23 protein-coding genes are annotated in these 20771 nt (G+C 54.9%); 19 read left to right on the top strand and 4 right to left on the bottom strand.

From position 1 onward, the window contains the following. The first annotated feature begins 15 nt into the window (after positions 1-15). The 7 genes from ku to ACFSOY_RS01115 all read left to right on the top strand — a co-directional run bounded on the left by ku (position 16) and on the right by ACFSOY_RS01115 (position 6811). On the top strand, positions 16-894 hold the full coding sequence (gene ku, locus ACFSOY_RS01145) for a non-homologous end joining protein Ku (protein ID WP_386044439.1): 879 nt from the start codon (positions 16-18) through the stop codon (positions 892-894). Next, positions 891-1841, top strand: coding sequence for a non-homologous end-joining DNA ligase (gene ligD / locus ACFSOY_RS01140; RefSeq protein WP_386043505.1), 951 nt, complete (start codon positions 891-893; stop codon positions 1839-1841). Before ku ends, ligD (ACFSOY_RS01140) begins: the two co-directional genes overlap by 4 nt. A gap of 86 nt (positions 1842-1927) precedes the next feature. Beyond that, on the top strand, positions 1928-2857 hold the full coding sequence (gene ligD / locus ACFSOY_RS01135) for a non-homologous end-joining DNA ligase (RefSeq protein ID WP_386043503.1): 930 nt from the start codon (positions 1928-1930) through the stop codon (positions 2855-2857). An 88-nt stretch (positions 2858-2945) separates the two neighbouring features. Beyond that, positions 2946-3737, top strand: coding sequence for an S-methyl-5'-thioadenosine phosphorylase (mtnP, locus tag ACFSOY_RS01130; RefSeq protein WP_386043501.1), 792 nt, complete (start codon positions 2946-2948; stop codon positions 3735-3737). 21 nt (positions 3738-3758) lie between these two features. Then, positions 3759-4787: an S-methyl-5-thioribose-1-phosphate isomerase gene (gene mtnA, locus ACFSOY_RS01125; protein ID WP_386043499.1), complete on the top strand. Its 1029-nt coding sequence runs from the start codon at positions 3759-3761 to the stop codon at positions 4785-4787. A 16-nt stretch (positions 4788-4803) separates the two neighbouring features. Beyond that, positions 4804-5484 carry a class II aldolase/adducin family protein gene (locus ACFSOY_RS01120; RefSeq protein ID WP_386043497.1) on the top strand — a complete coding sequence of 227 codons (681 nt, stop codon included), beginning with the start codon at positions 4804-4806 and terminating at the stop codon, positions 5482-5484. A gap of 28 nt (positions 5485-5512) precedes the next feature. After that, on the top strand, positions 5513-6811 hold the full coding sequence (locus ACFSOY_RS01115) for an amidohydrolase (protein ID WP_386043495.1): 1299 nt from the start codon (positions 5513-5515) through the stop codon (positions 6809-6811). Between the two features lie 120 nt (positions 6812-6931). Here ACFSOY_RS01115 and ACFSOY_RS01110 read toward each other — a convergent pair whose 3' ends face one another. Further along, positions 6932-7132, bottom strand: coding sequence for a hypothetical protein (locus tag ACFSOY_RS01110; RefSeq protein WP_386043494.1), 201 nt, complete (start codon positions 7130-7132; stop codon positions 6932-6934). A gap of 106 nt (positions 7133-7238) precedes the next feature. Here ACFSOY_RS01110 and surE point away from each other — a divergent pair, with 106 nt between their 5' ends. The 9 genes from surE to ACFSOY_RS01065 all read left to right on the top strand — a co-directional run bounded on the left by surE (position 7239) and on the right by ACFSOY_RS01065 (position 14918). Next, positions 7239-7997, top strand: coding sequence for a 5'/3'-nucleotidase SurE (surE, locus tag ACFSOY_RS01105; RefSeq protein WP_386043493.1), 759 nt, complete (start codon positions 7239-7241; stop codon positions 7995-7997). A 23-nt stretch (positions 7998-8020) separates the two neighbouring features. Next, entirely contained in the window at positions 8021-8197 is a 177-nt protein-coding gene (locus tag ACFSOY_RS01100) for a DUF4264 family protein (RefSeq protein WP_386043491.1), read from the top strand. A 24-nt stretch (positions 8198-8221) separates the two neighbouring features. Continuing rightward, a complete protein-coding gene (locus ACFSOY_RS01095; protein WP_386043489.1) occupies positions 8222-8782 on the top strand; it encodes a hypothetical protein in 561 nt (186 codons plus the stop codon). A gap of 154 nt (positions 8783-8936) precedes the next feature. Next, positions 8937-9476 (top strand): hypothetical protein, encoded by a 540-nt coding sequence (locus tag ACFSOY_RS01090; RefSeq protein WP_386043487.1) that lies wholly within the window; start codon positions 8937-8939, stop codon positions 9474-9476. Next, positions 9473-10975 (top strand): AAA family ATPase, encoded by a 1503-nt coding sequence (locus ACFSOY_RS01085; protein ID WP_386043485.1) that lies wholly within the window; start codon positions 9473-9475, stop codon positions 10973-10975. Before ACFSOY_RS01090 ends, ACFSOY_RS01085 begins: the two co-directional genes overlap by 4 nt. Positions 10976-11111: 136 nt before the next feature. After that, positions 11112-11933: an SRPBCC family protein gene (locus tag ACFSOY_RS01080; protein ID WP_386043483.1), complete on the top strand. Its 822-nt coding sequence runs from the start codon at positions 11112-11114 to the stop codon at positions 11931-11933. Between the two features lie 434 nt (positions 11934-12367). Beyond that, complete coding sequence (locus tag ACFSOY_RS01075; RefSeq protein ID WP_386043481.1) at positions 12368-12709, top strand: DUF1801 domain-containing protein; 342 nt, start codon at positions 12368-12370, stop codon at positions 12707-12709. A 104-nt stretch (positions 12710-12813) separates the two neighbouring features. Next, positions 12814-13710 (top strand): 3-hydroxyacyl-CoA dehydrogenase family protein, encoded by an 897-nt coding sequence (locus ACFSOY_RS01070; protein WP_386043479.1) that lies wholly within the window; start codon positions 12814-12816, stop codon positions 13708-13710. Then, positions 13707-14918, top strand: a complete 1212-nt coding sequence (locus ACFSOY_RS01065; RefSeq protein ID WP_386043477.1) for an acetate/propionate family kinase — start codon at positions 13707-13709, stop codon at positions 14916-14918. The genes ACFSOY_RS01070 and ACFSOY_RS01065 overlap by 4 nt, the downstream gene beginning before the upstream one ends. Positions 14919-15017: 99 nt before the next feature. Here the strand turns inward: ACFSOY_RS01065 and ACFSOY_RS01060 are convergent, their stop codons facing one another. After that, the gene (locus ACFSOY_RS01060) at positions 15018-15551 is read right to left on the bottom strand and encodes a GNAT family N-acetyltransferase (protein WP_386043475.1); all 534 of its coding nucleotides are present in this window, start codon (positions 15549-15551) and stop codon (positions 15018-15020) included. Between the two features lie 129 nt (positions 15552-15680). Here ACFSOY_RS01060 and asnS point away from each other — a divergent pair, with 129 nt between their 5' ends. Both asnS and ACFSOY_RS01050 read left to right on the top strand, forming a co-directional pair. Beyond that, on the top strand, positions 15681-16979 hold the full coding sequence (gene asnS, locus ACFSOY_RS01055) for an asparagine--tRNA ligase (protein WP_386043473.1): 1299 nt from the start codon (positions 15681-15683) through the stop codon (positions 16977-16979). 122 nt (positions 16980-17101) lie between these two features. Further along, positions 17102-17863, top strand: coding sequence for a DnaD domain-containing protein (locus ACFSOY_RS01050; RefSeq protein ID WP_386043471.1), 762 nt, complete (start codon positions 17102-17104; stop codon positions 17861-17863). A gap of 39 nt (positions 17864-17902) precedes the next feature. Here the strand turns inward: ACFSOY_RS01050 and ACFSOY_RS01045 are convergent, their stop codons facing one another. Further along, positions 17903-18121 carry a hypothetical protein gene (locus tag ACFSOY_RS01045; protein ID WP_386043469.1) on the bottom strand — a complete coding sequence of 73 codons (219 nt, stop codon included), beginning with the start codon at positions 18119-18121 and terminating at the stop codon, positions 17903-17905. 392 nt (positions 18122-18513) lie between these two features. On the opposite strand from ACFSOY_RS01045, the gene ACFSOY_RS01040 reads away from it, so the two are divergent. Then, positions 18514-20061, top strand: a complete 1548-nt coding sequence (locus tag ACFSOY_RS01040) for an ABC-F family ATP-binding cassette domain-containing protein (RefSeq protein ID WP_386043467.1) — start codon at positions 18514-18516, stop codon at positions 20059-20061. Positions 20062-20361: 300 nt separating this feature from the next. On the opposite strand, the gene ACFSOY_RS01035 is transcribed toward ACFSOY_RS01040, so the two are convergent. Next, positions 20362-20637 (bottom strand): LPD28 domain-containing protein, encoded by a 276-nt coding sequence (locus ACFSOY_RS01035; protein WP_386043465.1) that lies wholly within the window; start codon positions 20635-20637, stop codon positions 20362-20364. Between the last annotated feature and the right edge of the window lie 134 nt (positions 20638-20771).

Here is a 20771-nt window from a genome sequence, read left to right as displayed (position 1 = left end):
GCGCGAGTGCATACCATGTGGAAAGGTTCGATCTCTTTCGGGTTGGTCAACGTCCCGGTCAAGATGTTTGCAGCCACAGAAGATCATGATATCAAGTTTCGCTACCTCCATCGCGAGTGCAACACTCCGGTCAAAAACATTCGGACCTGTCCGAGCTGTGAGCGAGAGATCGAATGGAGCGAAGTGGTAAAAGGATATGAATATCAACCTGGACAGTTTGTGATCGTGAGCGATGAGGAGTTTGAAAAAATTGCGCCGGTGCCAACGAAGACGATCGATATATTGCACTTTGTACAGCTGCAGGATATCGATCCGATCTATTTTAATAAATCGTACTACCTCGCACCGCAGGACACGAACAGCAAGGCGTATGCGCTTTTGCGGAAGGCGATCGCCGAGACGGGAAAGATCGCAGTCGCCAAGATGATCATTCGTTCCAACCAGCAGCTGGCCGTGCTGCGTGCGTTTGAAGATGTGCTGGTGATGGAGACGATCTTCTATCCGGATGAAGTTCGCCAAGCGAGTCAGATTCCGTCGGTGCCGAACGATCTACAGCTTGACGAGCGGGAGGTCAGCATGGCCAAACAGCTGATCGAAAGCCTCGCCTCCGAGTTTCAACCCGCCCAGTACAAAAATGAGTATCGAGAACGGGTGTTGGCGATGATTGAGCACAAGGTGGAAGGGGAAGAGGTCACGCTGCCTGCCGAACAGCGAAGAGATGAGATCCACGATCTGATGAAGGCGCTCCAAGCGAGCTTAGACGTGACGCGCGACGCGGAGGTGGAGCGGCCGGTTGCGGTGGGAGAAGTGCGTGGGACAGATGCTGGAGGGGACGCAAGCGCTCTTCCGTCTGACGCCAAGCCAAAGCGACGTCGCCGCAAGACGGCAGAATGATCACCAATACGCCGCTTGAGCCGATGGCGCTCGTTTTGGTCGAGCAGCCTTTCGATGACCCGAATTGCCTGTACCAGATCAAGTGGGATGGAGTGCGGATGGTCACCTATTTGGATGAATCGGGCCTTCTGCTGTTCAATCGCAAGCAGAGAGAGCGCACCGCCAACTACCCAGAGCTGCAGGAGATCAAAACTGCAATGAAAGCGCGCTCCGCCATCCTCGACGGCGAGATCGTCGCGCTGGGGGAAGGGGGCAAACCTGATTTTTCGAACATCCTCAAGCGCGATCTCGCGCTGCGCAGTGACAAGATCGCCTCGCTGGTGCGGAAGATCCCGATCTACTATCTGGTGTTCGACCTGCTCTACCTCGACGGACGCTGGTTGATCGACCTGCCGCTCACCGCGCGGCAAGAGCGGTTGGAAGACGCGCTTCGGCCTACCGCGCACGTGCAGTTGGTCGCCAACCACAGCTCGGGGGTACAGCTTTTCAATCTGATGCGCGAACAGGGAATGGAAGGGATTGTGATCAAAGAGAAGGCGGGCAGCTATCATATCGGCGAGCGGCATCCAACGTGGAAAAAGGTGAAAAACTTTCGCACCCTCTTCGCGGTGGTCGGTGGCGTCTCCCTGCGGGGCGGCCAGGTCAATTCACTTCTGCTCGGACTTTATCAGGAAGGTCGACTGCACTATATCGGCAAGGCAGGCTCCGGGCTGACCGGCGATCAGCTGCGAGCGCTGACCGCTTTTGTCGGTCAGCTCCCGCGCCAGCCGCACCCGTTCGCCAGCCTTCCACAGCTCACAGCGGGCACTCGTTATGATCAGATCGCCTACCTTCCGCCGCAGTTGGTGGTGGAAGTGCAGTTTTTGGAGTGGACGAGCGATTTGACGTTGCGTGCGCCCAGCGTGCGTGGGTTTCGGGAGCGAGATCCGCGCAGCTGCATATTTTGAGCAAGTTGGTCAGATCGTACCGAGGTGATTCTGCCGGCTATCGAACATGATCTGCTTGAAACTGACAAGGTCGACGGAGGTTTAGGATGAGCTCAAACACCTTGATGGCCGAATACCCGGTGTCTGTCACCCATCTGGACAAAGTGCTATGGCCAGAGCAGGGGATCACAAAGGCAGAATATATCCACTACATGATCGCGATGAGCGAGGTGATGGTTCGACATTACCAGCAGCGGTTGCTCACCGTCGTCCGCTATCCGCACGGGATTCACCAGCAATCGTTTTACCAGAAAAACATTCCTGCCGGAGCGCCCGAATGGATGGAAACCTACCCGGTCTGGTCGGATGACTCGAAGCGGGAGATTCATTACATTCTCGCCAACAACAGAGCGACGATGATCTGGTTGGCCAATCAGGCAGCGATGGAGTTGCACCTGTCCTTTTCCAAGATCGACAACCTCGATCGGCCGACCAACATCGCGTTCGATCTCGATCCGACGGTGCAAAGCGTCGATCGCGCCGGGTTTCGCAAAGCGAGCCGCGCGGCGCTCCTGCTGAAAGAAGCACTCGATGATCTCAGGTTGCCCAGCTATCCGAAAACGTCCGGCGCCACAGGGCTACAGGTATTTGTGCCGATCGCGAGCGGCTACTCGTTTGCTGACACGCGGCAGATCACACAGTTTCTCGGACAGTATCTGACGAAAAAGGCACCCGAACTGATCACCGTCGAGCGCTTGAAAAAAGATCGCGGGGACAAAGTGTACTTCGATTTTCTTCAGCATCACAGAAGCAAAACGCTTGCCGGCCCCTACACGCCGCGGGCAGTTCCCTCGTCGGCAGTCTCAGCGCCGCTCGCTTGGGAGGAGGTCGAAGAGGGAGTGCTGCCTGAGCTGTTCACGATCAGAACGATGCCCAAGCGAGTGGAAAAACATGGCGATCTGTTTGCGCCGATGTGTTCGCCAGGTGTTGAAATCGGAGAGATAATTAATTTTATAAGGAACCATCCGCTCGGTTGATCGTGTTTCATCCCTTGACGAAGTGGAAAGCGCTCTGATTAAATGGAACTGAATGACTGTTGGTAACACTAGGAGGCACAGAAAATAAATGCATGCAGAGTATGCCATCATCGGCGGGACAGGCGTATACGATCCCGCGATGCTTCATGACGCAGAACGACATACGATCGAAACTCCATACGGCCTTGCAGAACTGACGCTCGGCACCTATGCGGGCAAGCGCGTCGCTTTTATGCCGCGCCACGGGTACAAGCATAGCGTGGCTCCGCATAAGATCAACTATCGGGCAAACATCCGCGCTTTGAAGCAGCTCGGGGTGCACACTGTGTTTGCGACCGCAGCTGTCGGCTCGCTCAAGCAGGAGCTCGCACCTGGCGATCTGGTGATCGTCGATGATTTTCTCGATGTGACGAAAAGCCGCCCGCAAACATTTTATGAAGGCGCGCCAGAAGGTGTTGTGCACATCGACATGACCGATGCGTATTGCGGTCGGGTGCGTCAACATCTCGCAGAGGTGGCGGGGGAGCACAGCCTCGCGGTGCGCTCTGGCGGTGTCTATGTCACGACAGAAGGGCCGCGCTTTGAAACACCAGCTGAGATCCGCCTTTACGCCGCCTGGGGTGGCGACGTGGTGGGGATGACCTCGGTGCCGGAGGTGATTTTGGCGAAGGAGTCGGAGATGTGCTATGCGACCGTCGCGATGGTCACCAACTATTGCACCGGGATCTCTCCGCATCCGCTCACGCATCAAGAGGTGGTCGACACGATGAAAGCGAACGTGCAAAAGATTCGCGAGCTGTTTTTCCATGCGATCGCGAGCGACTCTGGGGAGCGCACCTGCGCCTGCCCGCACGCGCTGGCAGAACTGGGCTCGCTGTAGACTGAAACTGGAGGAGAAATCATGCAACCATTGCGCTTTACCGGCAGAACGCTCGAAGTTCTGGATCAAACTCAGCTTCCCGAGCATGAGATCTGGGAAACATGCGATACATACGAAGGGGTAGCGGAGGCGATCGAAAAGATGAAAGTTCGGGGGGCGCCTGCGATCGGGGCGACGGCCGCCTACGGAATTGCGATCGGAGCCCAACAGGGGAGCGAGCTGAGCAAAGCGGAGTTTCTCCCGTTCTTAGCGGGCGTCTGCGAGCGGCTGGCAAAGACTCGCCCGACTGCGGTCAATCTGTTCTGGGCGATCAAGCGCATGCGCGGGCTGATCGAGGCGAACGCTGAGCTGGAAGTGGCGCAGCTGACCGAGCTGATCCTCGCCGAAGCGAATCTGATCGCCGAAGAGGATGTGCGTCTGAACAAACAGATGGGACAGCATGGCTTGCCGTACATTCCGGACAATGCTCGCATCTTGACTCACTGCAACACCGGCTCGCTGGCGACTGTCGATTATGGCACCGCCTTAGGCGTGATTCGCGCGGCGCACGAAGCGGGTAAAAATGTGACCGTCTACGCGGACGAGACGCGCCCCTACTTGCAGGGCGCTCGTCTGACCGCATTTGAACTTCATCGGGACAACATTCCGGTCACCGTCGTCACCGACTCGATGGCCGGCTACCTGATGCAGCAGGGGATGGTCGATCTGGTCATCGTCGGGGCGGATCGGATCACAGCAAACGGCGATGCGGCCAACAAGATCGGCACTTACTCGCTGGCCGTCTTGGCGAAGCATCATGGCATCCCGTTCTACGTTGCGGCACCGATGTCTACGGTTGACTACGAGCTGGAGACGGGCGCGAGCATCGAGATCGAACAGCGCTCCGCAGATGAGGTGGTGTTTATCGGCGGCAAGCGGATGGCGCCAGAAGGGGTGCCAGCCCTGCATCCCGCGTTTGATGTCACCCCGCACGAGTTGATTACGGCGATCATCACCGATCGCGGTGCGGTCGAACGTCCCGATACTGATCGCATGGCGAAGCTGAAGTAAGGAGGAGCGAGCGCGAATGACGCAGCAAACATTGGAACAACACCGCGAACTCGTGAAGAAGACAAAAGGGGAAGTGCTCACCGCTTCTCTCAACATGTACCGCTCCGGTTTGGTTGCCGCTGTGTGGGGCAACGTTTCGGCGCGAGTGCCAGGAAGCGACCTCGTCGTGATCACCCCGAGCGGAGTCGACTATGAAACGTTGACAGAGGACATGCTCTGCGTCCTCGATTTGAACACGGAGGAAGTGGTCGAAGGCACCTTTAAGCCCTCTTCCGAACGGCTCTTGCACCTGGCCGTCTACCGCGCCCGCGAGGACGTGTTCGGCGTGATGCACACGCACAGCAACTATGCGAGCGCGTTCTCCGTCGCGCACAAAGACATCCCGCCGGTGGTGGAAGATTTGGCGCAGGTGGTCGGAGGCTCTGTCACCTGTTCGAAATATGCGCTGCCAGGCACTCCAGAACTCGGTCAAAACGTCGTCAAGGCGCTGGGGAAAAAGGGCGCTGTCCTGCTTGCCAACCACGGGGTCGTCGGCGTTGGCCACACGGTGGACGAAGCGTTTCGCACCTGTCTGATCGTCGAAAAGGGCGCTCAGATTCAGGCGGTCGCCAAGATGATCGGCAACCCGGTCTTATTATCGCTCGAAGATGTCGAGCACCTGCGCCACGGCTATCTGCACAGCTACGGACAAAAGTAAACGCTGGAAAAAGAGAGGGGAAATGAGAATGGCACGCACGTTGATCCACGGCGCTGTGATCGTCACAGCGACGGAAGACGCTTGGATTCCGGAAGGGTATCTGATCGTGGAGGGCAATCGCATTCAAGAGGTGGGCACAGGCGCTTATCAGGGGTCGCAGGAAAGTTTTGATCGGGTGATCGATGCGAAAGGCAAGCTGGCGATGCCAGGCTTGATCAACACGCACGGCCATGCGGCGATGACGCTCTTGCGCGGATATGCGGACGATCTGCCGCTTCAGACCTGGTTGGAGGAGCGCTGCTGGCCGGTGGAAGACAAGATGACGGCAGACGACATCTTCTGGGGGACGCAGCTGGCGATTCTGGAGATGTTGAAAGGCGGCACCACCACGTTTACCGATATGTACTTTGAGATGGATGGTGTGGCGCAAGCTGCGAAAGACTCTGGCATCCGCGCGGTGCTGTCGCGTGGATTGATCGGCTTCCCACCGAAAGGGGAAGCGTCTCGCGCTCAGGCGATCGAGTTCAACGAGAAATGGCATGGCGCAGCAAACAATCGAATCACCGTCACCTTCGGCCCGCATGCGCCCTACACCTGTCCGCCCGACTACCTGAAGACGGTGGTCGCCGTCTCCGAAGAGCTGAATTTGCCGATTCAGATTCACCTGTCCGAGACTGCGCGCGAAGTGAGTGAGTGCATCGAGCAGCATGGCATGACGCCGATCAAGCTGATGGAGGAACTCGGCGTGTTCAGCCGCCCGACTTTGGCGGCACACTGTGTGCACCTGACAGATGAGGACATTGAGATCCTGGCAAAATATGATGTCCGCGTCGCGCACAACCCCGACTCCAACCTGAAGCTCGGCTCTGGCGTAGCGCCGGTGACCAAGATGCTGGAGAAGGGCGTCACCGTCGGTTTGGGCACGGACGGGGCGGCGTCGAACAACAACTTGGATATGTTCGAAGAGATGCGGATGGCTGCGATGCTCCACAAAGGAGTGAATCAAGACGCGATCGCAGTCAACGCCTTTAAAGCGCTGGAGATGGCAACAACAGATGGGGCGCGCGCTCTGTTCCTCGAAGAGTCGCTCGGCACTTTGCAGGCGGGCGCTCTGGCCGATCTGTTGCTGCTGGACATCGATCAGCCGCATTTCTATCCGCGCCACAACATGATCGCACACCTCGTCTACTCGGCCGGTTCGCGCGATGTGACGCATGTGTTGATCGATGGCGAGCTTGTGGTCGAAGATCGCAAGGTGCTGACGATGGACGAGCAAAAGATCTACGCGGAGATCGAGCGCGTCTGTGCTCGCCTGTTCGCAGAATAAGGCGAATCGATCGCGCTGCAAAAGAGCAAGGGGAAGGGATCAGCGAAGAGCAGCTGATCTCTTCCTCTTTATTTGCATGTATAGTCACATTTTGTAACGGGCAAAGTACCGATGTGCAAGCTATCGATTCGTCTCTCCACGCAAACGCAGTTGGCTGTTGCGCATCTTGCTCAGGCTGTCGGGGACTGTCAGCTCGCGAAGGTTGGGCGTGGCCCAAAGTTCCATCTGCAAGAGGTCGGCCAGCCCAACCTCTTGCGCCATCTTTTCGGTGAAACGCTTGACCTCCTCGGTGGAAACCGTCCTACAGGTTGAAGTTGTCATCCGGTTCACCCCCTAGTGTTGTAGCCATAGTATCTCCGCTGGCTAGGGCAGTATGTTGAATGGTTTTTACCATTCGGGTACAATGGTCGGAAAGGAGAGTGGAATGATGCGTATTTTGATTTCGAATGATGACGGCGTGCAAGCAGAAGGGATTCGCGTGCTTGCTGAGCGTTTGAAGACGGTAGGGAAAGTGGTTGTGGTCGCCCCAGATCGTCAGCGCAGTGCAGCGGGGCACGGCATCACCTTACATAGACCTTTGTTCGTAAACTATCATAAGCTTTGTGATGGCGTGGATGCGTACGGCGTCTCGGGAACGCCTGCCGACTGTGTAAAGCTCGGCGTGAACGAGATCATGAAAGACGCTCGACCAGATCTCATCGTGTCGGGAATCAACGAAGGTAGCAATCTGGGCAGTGATGTGATGTACTCGGGCACCGTCTCCGCTGCGATCGAAGGGGCGGTTCAAGGAATTCCATCGATCGCTGTCTCCCAGTGCGGGCACAGTCAGCTCGACTACGCAGGGGCGGCCGACTTTACGGCCAAACTGATCACCCAGGTGATGAAGAACGGGCTGAACAAAGATACGGTGCTCAATGTGAACTACCCGGCGCTCAAGCCGGACGCGGTCAAAGGCGTTCGGATCACCAAGCTTGGCGAACGGCGCTATCACAACATTTTTGAAAAGCACTACAGCCCGCGCGGTGAAGCCTACTACTGGCTCGCAGGTGACCTGAAAGACCTCGCCGTCGAACCAGACTCGGACATCCAAGCGATCATCGATGGCTATGTGACCGTTTCGCCGGTGCATTTCGATTTTACCCATTTCCAGTTGATGGACGATCTGCGCAATTGGACCCTTGACTAACGGGCGAAAGAGGAGGAAACTAAATGGAAGAAACCAAACTTGTCACATTGGGCACTGCGGAATTTGACAATCCGAGCGATCTCTACCACGTCGTCGATTTTTTGAATCACACGTTAAAAGAGCGTCGCTTTGTGTTCGGTTTGAGCAAGGGCGAAGACGGTCTCCTCCACATTTCGGTCTATGAGGAATTGGAGCAATAAGAGAGAAAGCGAGTAGCATTTTGGATGAAGAAGTACATCTGGATCACCATTTTCATCCTGGCGGCTCTGGTCGGTGGAGCCATCTTTGCGGTGCGAGAAATCATGTATTCCCAATATGCGGGTGCGGAAGAGTCGGTACAGACTGCGCTCGATACGACTGTGCTGCAAAAGGTGCGCGATGTGAAGCCTTACACGGGCGGCATGGACGGTTTTTTCATCGCAGGCATCGATGAGCTGGAGCGGGAAGTCTATGTCTGGACGCAGGCGGGGAAAGTGGTCGCTCAGACGTATGCGGACAAAGGTCTGACGGAGGAGAAAGCGATCGAAGCGGCGAAGAAGCCGGTTTGGGCGCAGCAACTGGTGCGCAAGGAGCTGGCGGAGCAGAAGTTAAAGCCGATGGTCGAAGTGCTGCATGCCACCCCCGGCCCGGTCGTTCCGAAAGCGAAGACAGAGTTTCAGACAGCGCCGAGCAAGTTTGTCTGGGAGTTCTACGGAACGTTTGACAACGGTGAGCATGGTTACACCTATCTCGATTTTAAAAGCGGAGAAGTGCTGTGGCAGATCGAGTTGCCGCAGTCGAAATAAACGCCACTTCCTGATGGAAGTGGCGTTTTCCATTACTCTCCTGCTCAGATCAATTGATCGATGTGCTATACTGTCAGGGTCGAGTTGTACGTTATGTAAACTAATAATTCGAGTCGTTCGACTTGAAATAGAACAGGTTAAGGAGGGGATGACCATGTCTCGAATTCGGATGGTTCCGATTCTGGCTATCGTTTGTGTTACGTTGTCGCTGCTGTTTGGTGGATGGGAGTTGTACCGCAATTTCGGACTGGTACGCCCCCTCGAAGAGCAGTTGATGGCGACCGGAACGGTTGAGCATGTCGAATCTGTCGTAAACGGCCAACAGCGTGTGATCAAGGTCGACATGAAGCAAGTGCCCGATCTGCAGGCTGCCTATCTGCAGGTTGAGACGATCGTGAAAGATCGTTTGGGGTCTTACGTGACGATCGACCTGGTCGACAAGCGTCAGGACGAGCTGCAAAACACGTATCGCGATCTGCAGCCAGCACTGTACGCAGGCATCGCGCAAGGCGAGTTTCCGGCGATGATTCAAAAGATGAACGATCAGGCGAAACAGGAGCAGATCGAATCGAAGATTTCGATGAACGATCAGTATATCTTTGTCGAATTGAAGAAAGCGGATCATTATCTGTATGAGGTGGTACCGTATCAATCGAGACAATCCTTTGTGCTGAAGGAGGTGCCTTCGCCATGAAACGATACCTCAAAGAGCTGATCATCGGGGTTGGAGTGACGACCATCGCCTTTGTCGCGGTCAATTTCCAACAGCTGACCATCCCGTTTGTCCTGTTGTTTGCCATTCTTTTGACCTTTGCCTTTGTGGCGGATCGCAACCGGGGGGCTGCGGCGACCGTCTCGCATGAAGTGGCCAAATCGCACCGCGTCGAGTTTGATCAGATCGGCGGACAAGAGATGGCGAAGCGAGAATTGACCGAGGCGCTCGACTTCCTTCGTCACCGCGACAAGATCAAACGACTTGGAATCAACCCGCTCAAGGGGATCATCTTGACCGGGCCGCCGGGCACGGGGAAAACGTTGCTCGCCAAAGCGGCTGCCACCTACACCGATTCGGTGTTTGTGGCAGCGTCCGGCTCTGAGTTTGTGGAGATGTATGTCGGGGTTGGTGCATCGCGCGTGCGCCAGATGTTCCAGCGGGCGCGCGCACAGGCGAAAAAAGAAGCGAAAGACTCAGCGATCATCTTTATCGATGAGATCGATGTCATCGGCGGAAAACGAGGTGGCAGCCAATCGCATCAAGAATACGATCAGACATTGAACCAATTGCTGACCGAAATGGATGGCATGCAGACCACCTCTTCGCCGCTCGTCCTTGTGATCGCAGCGACCAACCGCTTGGATATGCTCGATCCTGCGCTGATCCGTCCGGGACGGTTTGACCGCCAGATCAAAGTGGATCTACCAGACAAAAATGGACGCTTGCACATCTTGCAGATCCAGACGAAAACTCGTCCGCTGGCAAGCTCTGTCGATTTGGATCAGGTGGCATCCGAAACGTACGGCTTTTCTGGCGCACAGTTGGAGAGCTTGTGCAACGAAGCGGCGATCCTCGCGATGCGTGAGAACAAAGAGCAGATTGAACAGATGCATCTTCGCGATGCGGTCGATAAAGTATTGCTCGGCGAGCGCACAGGGAAGCGCCCGCGTCAAGAGGAGTTGGAACGGGTGGCCGTCCACGAGCTCGGCCATGCGATCATGAGCGAGAGCGTGCGCAAACGATCTGTGTCGCACATTACGATCGCACCGCGCGGCAACGCGCTCGGTTTTGTCCGCCAAGTGCCTGAGGCGGATGGATATCTCTACACCTATGATCAATTGGTCGATCAGATCAAGATCGCACTCGGTGGCACCGTGGCGGAAGAGCTGATCTATGGCAACCGTTCCACAGGTGCGCAGGGCGATATTCAACAGGCGACCAACATGGCGAGAACGATCGTCGCCTGCGGTCTGTCCTCGCTCGGCATCGTCGACATCGACAACTTGCAGCGCAATGTGCTCGATGAGGAGATTCGTCGCATCTTTGCGGAGCTGTACGAAGCGACGCGTGAGCTGTTGTCCGCCTATCAGGAAGGACTGCGCACGCTGTCGGTCACGCTCGTCGAAGAGGAGAACATGTCGGGCGATGCGTTCCGCATGTGGATGGCAGAAAATGAACTGCAACCGGCACTCGTCTAGCTTGACAACCGCTTTCCCAGTCGGGAATAGCGGTTTTTGTTTTTCCGCACCTGATCTTTTATAATGAGTGCAAGATCTCGCTGTGAGAAAGGCGGTGCTTTGACGAGTGAACATGCACGCTGAAGGCAAATCGCGGGTGATTCAACGAAGTATGGTGCTCGATCTGACAGCAAACGAAGCGTATATGATGCTCACACAACCTACCGAAATGCAGCGGTGGCTCGCTCATCATGTCTCAAGAAGCGAGAACGCGATGCAGCTGGTCTGGGAGTTGGCAGAGCGGACTGTTTTGATCGACTGTCAGATCGTTGAAGAAACCCCGGGCAGATCGTTTTCGTTTCGCTGGGCGGGCGCACATCTTGCCGGTGAGACGCAGGTGAGTTTTACGATTCATCCGGAAGCTGGCGGTTCGCGCGTCTTGCTGACAGAGAGAGGATTCGGAGCGGGTCACCGCTGGGACCTTGCGATCGCAGATCTCAGCGAGCGCTGGGATGAAGCACTCGATACGCTCGCCCATCTGACCGGGCTGGCGAAAACCCGTCAAATCGTCAAAGAGACGGTCGTCCCTTTTCCAGCAGATCGTGTCTACCGGGCGTTTATCGATTCTGAGCAGCTGGTTACTTGGTTTGTTCGCGAGGCTGATGTGGACATGCGCCAAGGCGGGTCCTATCGATTGCGGGATCAGTTTCCCACAGATGGCACCGGCTATGTGCTCGAATTGGTACCGAACAAGCGCATCCGCCTTTCCTGGCAATGGTACATGACCTCATTGCCGCCAACCGAACTTAGCGTCGAGTTGCAATCTTCATCTGATGAAACGCGCGTTCATGTCGAACATGTTGGATTTGGCATCGGACCGGAGTGGGATCAGGAGTATCATGAGCATGAGGAAGGCTGGAGTCGACTGTTAGGATTGTTATGGAACCATCTCTATAGCTACGAAGCTTCCAGTCTGTAGGTGCGTTTCATTCAATTTTTACCACTGCTGAGAACAAGCTGAGAACATTTTCGATCGAACGGAGCGATGGATCGATTCAAGCGGTACGTCACTTCAGATATAATTGTTGTCAAAGCACAAATGAACGGAAGACCGCTTGCAGATCATCAGGATCAAGGCAGGCGGTCTTTCTATTGAAAGCAACCTGTGCTACCAGATCTTCCAGAAACGGCGATCCAGCGATTTTTGTCCGTTTCACCGTTTCGTAAATCATTGATTGGAAATAATTTTTGTTTCTTGAAGGTGGGCTAGTTAGGCTGCAGCGAGCTTATCGACTGCAATCTGATTGATCTTTTCGATTAATACATTCAGCTCTTTATTTATTCCCTTACATTTTATATACTGGAAATAAATTCTACGGTGCAGTTCCAATCCACTAAAAAGGGGCATGTCAGATGAATCAGGAAGTGACAGATTTTATCGAAGCGGTAAAAGAACCGTGGCAAAAGGAGCTATGTGTCCAACTTCGGCAAGTTGTCCATCAGGCAGTACCGGAAGTCCAAGAGCGCATTCAATATAAGAAACCTCACTTTTTGAAAAATGGAAAATATGCGGCCGTCATCTCCACTTCGAAAGACGCGGTGAGTTTTGTGATCTTTAACGCAAGCGAGCTGGTGCTTCCAGAAGGAATGTTTGAGGGCCCGCAAGAGCGAAAGACGATGAAGCTACGAAAAGGGCAAACGTTCGATGCTGACCAGCTGTTATCGTTTGTCAGCCAGGCAGTAGAAACGCTTTAAGCGCTTCTGCAGGCTGTAGCAGCGATTCGATCGACTGAACCTCCCTCGACCTCCGCGCAAAAGCGGAGGTCTTTTTTGGTTATGCTACAGGGAGGAGGGGTTCGATGAACATACAACAGGTTGGCATCATCGGAGCTGGGAGCAGAGGGCAAGAGGTCGCAGAGGCGATCGCCGGTGTCGGCATCGAGGTCATTCTGCTCGATCGAACGGAGGTGGCGTTGACACAGGCGAAGCACAGTTTGGAACGCTTGCTCGACCAACGGCTGAACAAGTGGGGGATTACGGAGGCGGAGAAAAAGGCGATCCTGTCACGCATCAAATGTACGACCGAACTTGCGGAGCTAGGCGGCTGTCAACTGCTGATCGAATGTGTGACCGAGCGGATCGATGTGAAAAGCGAGCTGATGGCGAGCATCGAGCATGTAGTTGAGGCCAACACGATTTTGGCCTCGAACACTTCGACCTTGTCGCTGACTGAGATCGCGGCAAAGACGAAACATCCAGAGCGGATGATCGGTCTCCATTTTCTACATCCCCCACAGCATCACGAATTGGTGGAAGTGGTGCGAGGGTTGCAGACTTCAGATCGGACATTCCAAGTCGCAGCACATTTCGTTCACACGATCGGAAAGACGGCGATCGAAGTTTACGAGTCGCCAGGTTATGTCACCACCCGCTTGATGTTGCCCCTGATCAATGAAGCGTCTTCCCTTTTGGCGGAAGGGGTGGCGGGCATCGCCGATATTGACACTGCGATGAAGGTGGGGTGCGGGTTTACATATGGCCCGTTCGAGATTGCCGATCAGTACGGGCTGGACTCGGTGGTGGAGATGCTCCAATCGCTGTATGAGGAGACATCCGATCCACGTTACCGGCCGACCGCCTATCTGCGCAAGCTGGTGCGAGCGGGGCACGTCGGGCAGAATGTCCGTCGAGGATTTTATCGCTACGATGAGCTGGGGAATCGAATCGAGGCGAGCGAAAGGGGAGCCAGCAGATGAAAGTCCTTGTGCTCAACTGCGGCAGTTCTTCACTCAAATATCGGCTGTTTGCTATGCCGGAGGAGAGCGTGTTGACCAAAGGTGTGATCGAGAAGATCGGAACAGAGGATGCGATTCATCGCTATGGGACTGAAAGTGAGGAGAGCAGTTTGACCGAGCCGATCTACGACCATCGCGAGGCGCTGAGCCGAGTGGTGGCGACGCTCACGTCCAAGCAGGCTGGGGTGATCAGCTCTGCGCAGGAGATCGGGGCGGTCGGACATCGAGTCGTGCACGGTGGGGAAGTCTTTTCTTCCTCGGTCGTACTCACCGCCGAGGTGAAGGAGTCGATTCGGGCGATGTCGGCGCTTGCCCCGCTGCACAATCCGGCCAACTTGCTCGGGATCGAAGCGATGGAGGAAGTCTTGCCTAACGTGCCACAGGTCGCCGTGTTCGATACAGCCTTTCACCAGACGATGCCGCAGGAGCACTATCTCTATCCGTTGCCCTTTGTGCTGTACCAGCGACACAAGGTGCGTCGCTACGGTTTCCACGGCACGTCACACCGCTATTGTGCTTCTCGCGTCCCAGCCTTGGTCAAGCATGACCTGAGCGGGTTAAAGGTGATCTCCTGTCATATTGGCAACGGTGTCAGCGTGACGGCGATCGAACGCGGGCGCTCGATCGACACCAGCATGGGGATGACGCCGCTGGAAGGCGTGATGATGGGGACGCGCAGTGGCGATCTCGACCCGAGCCTGCACCAGTTTGTGATGGAGCGCGAAGGGCTTAGCTTTGATGAGCTGGCCTCGATGTTGAATAAGCACAGCGGCTTGTACGGCATCTCCGGCATTTCCGGCGATGTGCGGACGATCCTGGAGGCGCGGGCAAAGGGCAGCATCCGCGCGACGCTCGCCTTCGCGATGTACGAATATCGGATTCGCAAGTACATCGGCGCCTATGCGGCGGCGATGAACGGGGTTGACGTACTCCTGTTCACCGCCGGCGTGGGGGAGAACTCGCCGCTCCTGCGAGCGCTGATCTGTTCCAACCTCACCTACCTCGGACTTGCGCTCGATCGCGAAGCGAACGAGCAGGGGACGGGCGAGCGAATCATTTCAAGCCCTGCCTCGGCGATCAAAGTATGCGTCATCCCGACCGCTGAAGAGCTGATGATCGCTCGCGATGCACACGCGCTGGTCATCGGGTTGCAAAGAGATGAGGAATGATCGCCTGCGCCGAAAAAGAGCGATGATCCTCGCTCGATGCGCCAGATCGTGCAGACGCTTTTCCCATCAGATCAGGGCGGCACTTGCTTCGCGGTCAGCCTACATCGGCGCGAGCAGATCGTGGCGATCGAGCTTCATCACCGCGATCTGCTCAGGCTCTTCCGGATGGTGCATCGTAGCTAGTTGTCGAAACCCTGCCTTGCTGTAGGCGCGCAATGCTCGACGATTGCTGATCAGCGGGGTGATCACACAGCTTTCGACTTCCCGATCGGCGAAGATCACCTGCAGGGCAAACGATCGGATCAGCTCCGCGCCCAATCCGCGGCCGAGATACGCCTCCTCGCCGATGAAGAGGTCAAGGCCTGCCGTCACCTGTTCGAGCTGAAGTTCGCTGCTGTAGGCAGGATAGTCGCGCCACAGGTAGGTCTGTATATACCCGATCGGAACTTCATCAGCGCAGATCAGGTAGGGGCGAGCAGGATCTTCGCCCAAGATGCGGGGGATGTATTTCTGCCTGACATTTTCATAGGTCATGCCGAGCGGCCCGCTGAAAGTCTGCTTGATATGCTGCCTGTTCAGCCAATCGTGCAGAAGCGGAAGGTCTTGCTCTTGTAAAATGCGAAACTGTAGCATCCGTTAGCCACCTCTCTCTGATCGAAAGTATAAACGAAAACTGGTCATTTTGGACAAAGTGGACTATAATATTGGCTATCTACATACAGGAGTAATACTCTGTTTTCGCAACAGTTGGAGGGATAGCAAGTGACTGTAAAAGCAAGAATTGACCGCATCGGCCAATATGTCGATCAAGAAGTTGTCCTCGAAGGCTGGCTCTGGAACAAGCGTTCCTCAGGCAAGATCGCCTTCTTGAATTTCCGTGACGGAAGCGGATTTATTCAATGTGTGGTCGCCAAGCAAGATGTGCCGGAGGAACTGTTTACCCTGGCCAAAGGGCTGACCCAAGAGTCTTCGATTCGCATCACCGGGTTGGTGCGCCGCGAAGAACGTTCTCCGATCGGCTACGAGATCACCGTGAGCGATATCGAGGTGGTAGCGCGCACGGAGGATTACCCGATCACTCCGAAGGAGCATGGTGTCGACTTCCTGCTCGACCATCGCCATCTTTGGATTCGCTCACCCCGTCAACGCGCGATCTTGAAAGTGCGCGCTGAGGTGATCAAAGGCATGCGTGCCTTCTTTGACGAGAACGGTTTTACCCAGGTCGATCCACCAGTTCTCACCCCTTCTTCTGCAGAGGGGACGACCAACATGTTCGAAACCGAATATGTGAACGGCGAGAGCGCATACCTGTCCCAATCGGGTCAGCTTTACATGGAGGCGGCTGCGATGGCGCTCGGTCGCGTGTACTCGTTCGGCCCGACCTTCCGCGCTGAAAAATCGAAGACCCGCAAGCATATGAACGAATTCTGGATGATCGAGCCGGAGATGGCGTATGTCGAGCATCAAGAGAATATGCAAATTCAGGAAGCGCTGGTCAAATATACGATCCAGCATGTGCTTGAGCATTGCCAATACGAACTGAAAGCTTTGGATCGCAACCTTGAGCCGCTCGAACGGATCGTGAAGGAGAAATTCCCGATCATCACCTATGCGGAAGCGGTTCAGATTCTGCAAGATAAAGGGCATGATTTCCCGTACGGCGAAGATTTTGGGGCGCCGCATGAGACCGAATTGACCAATCACTTCGATCTGCCGGTGTTTGTTGAAAAGTGGCCGGCGAACATCAAAGCGTTCTATATGCAGCCTGACCCGGACAACCCCGATCTGATCTTGGGAGCTGACCTGCTGGCACCGGAAGGATATGGGGAGATCGTCGGCGGTTCGCAGCGGATTCACGACTATGAGCTGATGAAGAAGCGCTTTGAAGAAGAGAAGTTTGATGACTCCTACAACTGGTATTTGGAGTTGCGCCAATATGGTACCGTTCCGCACTCTGGCTTTGGCATCGGTTTGGAACGCACGATCGCATGGATCTGTGGGATCGACCACATTCGGGAAACGATCATGATCCCGCGCACTCTGTATCGACTGTATCCGTAATCTTGTGGCGACAAGAGGGCGAGCAGAATAGCTCGTCCTCTTTTTTTGCATGTGCGCACATCCGTTCGCATTTGTTTTGTGGTATACTTATTGTCGCTACTAGAGAAGAGGGGGAGAGACGGATGCAGAGACTGTCACCTAACAATGCTTTCTCCGTTCTCATGACATCCGGATTTGTCACCGTTCCGGGAATTTTATTGCGCGAGTACAAGCGGTTGGGCTTAAGTGAAAATGAGATGATGTTGTTGCTCCAACTGATCCAGTTTCGACAGGAAGGGGTTGCCTTCCCGACGGCGCTCGAACTGAGTGGACGCATGACGCTGAGCACCGAAATGATCACCAGCATGGTACAACAGCTGATGAACAGGGGATTTCTCGACATCGAGACATCGGGTGCTCCCGGGTATGGAGAAGAGTCGTTGAGCATTCAGCCTTTATATGAAAAATTAGAAGATCTGCTGCAAGCGAATGTGAAAGTCAACCATCAATCGAGCTTGGATCTGTTGGAGAAGAAGGACAGCAAGAATCTGTTTAGCCTGTTTGAACAGGAGTTTGGTCGCCCGCTTTCCCCGATCGAATATGAGCGCATCGCCTGTTGGATCGATGAGGACATGCATCGTGAAGAGCTGATTCGCGAAGCGTTGCGCGAGGCGGTGCTGGCGGGTAAGTTTAACTTCCGCTACATCGACCGCATCCTCTTCGAGTGGGGAAAGAACAACATCCGTTCCTTGCAAGACCTGACCGTTCATCGCGAGCAGTTTCGCAATCGTATTCCGACACGCGGACAGAACAGCAGAAGCACGGCCGCTGCCAAGCAAGCACCGACTCCAGAAACGGGAAATAAGTATGATATGTTCTACAAAGTATATGGCGGTCAAGAATAAAGCAAAAAACCCAGGCGCATGCCTCGGTTTTTTTGCTTTTTACAGGCCTTGTCTTTCGACAGGGCTGTTCGGTTCTGGCGATCGTTCCTCACGTATCCTCTGCAACCGTTCGATTCCCCGTTGCAGCAGGGCGGAACTTCGCTGATAGGCAAACCTGGCGATTTTGACGAGCGGCCGAAAAATACGCACCGAGCCGATCAAGGCAAAGCTCTTTTTGGGCATCGGTTTTCGCATATCTTCTAACAGGACCAATGGCATATGCAAGACCTCCTGTTCTTGTATTGTTCCTACAGTACGTAACAAGGCGCTTGGCCTATGCGAACTGTTCAAGAAATGAGGGTTCATATTTGCGAGAGGGTTGCATTTTTGATCCGGTCGTGGTAAATTATGTACTATTATCTGCGAAGGAGTTGAAGGAATCCAATGTCTATGTCTGTTGTTATGCAACGCGTATTGGCTTAAGACGGGAGAACTATGCCCATTTTTGCCAATTCCAAGTTGCAAGCACAGCGAGACAGCACACGGATTTCCTCAGGTGTAGGTATTTCTTTTGCCATACACACGGGTAGAGCGTGTTTGCTCTACCCGTTTTTTGTTGCCAGTTTCGCGGCTTGCGCTTGGAAGAAAAACCAAGCGGAGGAGTGACTGTGATGAGCGTGATCCATGTAGAAGGACTGACGCATAGTTTTGGCGAGAAGATCGTATTGCGCAATGTCCAATTTCGACTGCTCCCAGGCGAGCATATCGGCCTGGTTGGACCAAACGGAGCGGGAAAGTCGACATTGCTAAAAGTTTTGACCGGAAAGATCCTGCCTGATGAGGGCAGGGTTGATTGGCTACCACAAGTGCGTCGCGGCTTTCTTGAGCAGCATGTGGAGTTGCGAGCAGGGGAGACGATGCGCAGCTTTTTGCGCGATGCGTTTCAGGAACTCTATCAAGCGGAGCGAGAGATGATCAAGGCTGCCGAAGCGATGGGGACCGCCACTGGCGCTTCGTTAGACTCTATGTTAAAGCGTTTCGGGCAGCTGCAAGAGTTTTTGGAAGAGCAGGATTTCTATACGGTCGATGCAAGGGTTGAAGAGATCGCTGCGGGGCTCGGTTTGATCGAGCTCGGACTGGAGCGGGATGTTCGCGATCTGAGCGGCGGTCAGCGCACCAAGCTGCTGCTGGCGAAGCTGCTGTTGCAAAAGCCAGATGTGCTGCTGCTCGATGAGCCGACCAACTACCTGGATACGGCACACATCGAGTGGTTGGTCGAATATTTGCGAGGCTATCCGCACGCATTCGTCCTGATCTCCCATGACACCAGCTTTTTGAATCGGGTGATCAACGTGGTCTATCACTTGGAGCATCAGACACTCACGCGCTACCCTGGTGATTATCAGCAGTTTTTGCAGGCGTATGAGCTTAGGAAACAGCAAGTCTTTCAAGCGTACGCGAAGCAGCAACAGGAGATTCAAAAGCTGGAAACGTACGTGCAGAAAAATAAAGCGCGCGCTTCCACCGCCAAGCAGGCGAAAAGCCGCGAGAAGCGCCTGCAGAAGATCGACCGGATCGACAAGCCGCTTCAGACGGCGAGACCGAGCTTCTCTTTTCAGATCAACGTGGAGCCGGTCAGCAAAGTGCTGACGACCGAAAAGCTGACGGTCGGATATGAGCGCGCGCTCTTTCAACCGCTCGATCTGAAGCTGATGCGCGGGGAAAAGGTGGCGCTGGTCGGATACAACGGCATCGGCAAGACGACCACTTTGCGCACTTTGCTCGGTCATCTTCCCGCTTTGGACGGAGTGGTGAAGTTGGGCGAGCGGGTCAGACCTGCCTATTTTGAGCAGGAAGCAGAGTCGCAAGCGTTGCATACAGCGCTTGAAGAGATCTGGCATGCTCACCCGAAAATGACGCAAAAAGAGGTGCGCTCAGCACTTGCGCGATGCGGGTTGCGGACGGAGCATATCGGACAGCCGATGAAAGCGCTGAGCGGTGGGGAGCAATCGAAAGTGCGCCTGTGCCAGCTGATGCTTTCCGACAGCAATCTGCTCGTGCTCGATGAGCCGACCAACCATTTGGATAGCGTGGCCAAAGAGGCACTGCAAGAAGCGCTGAGCCGGTATGCGGGTACAGTGCTGGTCGTTTCGCATGAACCTGAATTTTATCAAAGCTGGGTCAACCGCGTGTGGGATGTCGTACATTGGAAAAAATAAGAGATGGGTAGAGCGCGGGTGCAGATGGCACATCGCTGGTGAAGCGACAGGACATGACGAGAAAATGCTTTTTGAGGGGGAAAATGATCGAAAGATCTCATTTCCGCGGAAATGGCAGCGTGCGGAGGAGCGCGGTGGGTAGCGCGGTCGCAGCGCTCTGAGCCGCATCGAACCGCACAGGAGAGCGAGCAACCCCACCTGTCGATCGCGTCAAGTGGGTGCTCGTGCAGGAGCGACGATCGAAGTCCAACCTGCTGTTCGCCGCCCGCAGGTTGCTCGTGTAAGGAACTTGCCAACTGACTATGCGGGCAACAGACCAAACTTTTCGGCGAGCTTGTGACCGAGATCTTCGCTCAGCGTATGAAAGTCGCCTTGGTTAAACTCAATCGGTGCTTCGGCGACCATCGTTCCCCAGAAGTGATCCGCTTGGACAGACTCTTCGATCATGTAAGGGAGATAAGGGCGATCCTCATCGCGTCGCAGCTCATAATAATAGAGCTCCGGATCTCGGTCATCCTCTTGAATGCGATCTGTCGTAATGCCTACCTTTTGACCTTTAAACTTTAGATAACGCATTGCGCTCATCCTTTCCATCGCGTTTTCCGTTCTCCGCTTCATTATACTCGAAGCGGAGAACGGAACAAAAGTGGAGGTGGTGGTCGCGGGATGCGCCGCGGTGTAAAATAACGAAGAAGAACAGAAAAAGGGAT

Source organism: Tumebacillus lipolyticus (assembly GCF_042682745.1).
GTDB lineage: Bacteria > Bacillota > Bacilli > Tumebacillales > Tumebacillaceae > Tumebacillus_A > Tumebacillus_A lipolyticus.
This window is presented reverse-complemented; position numbering and strand designations above follow the sequence as displayed.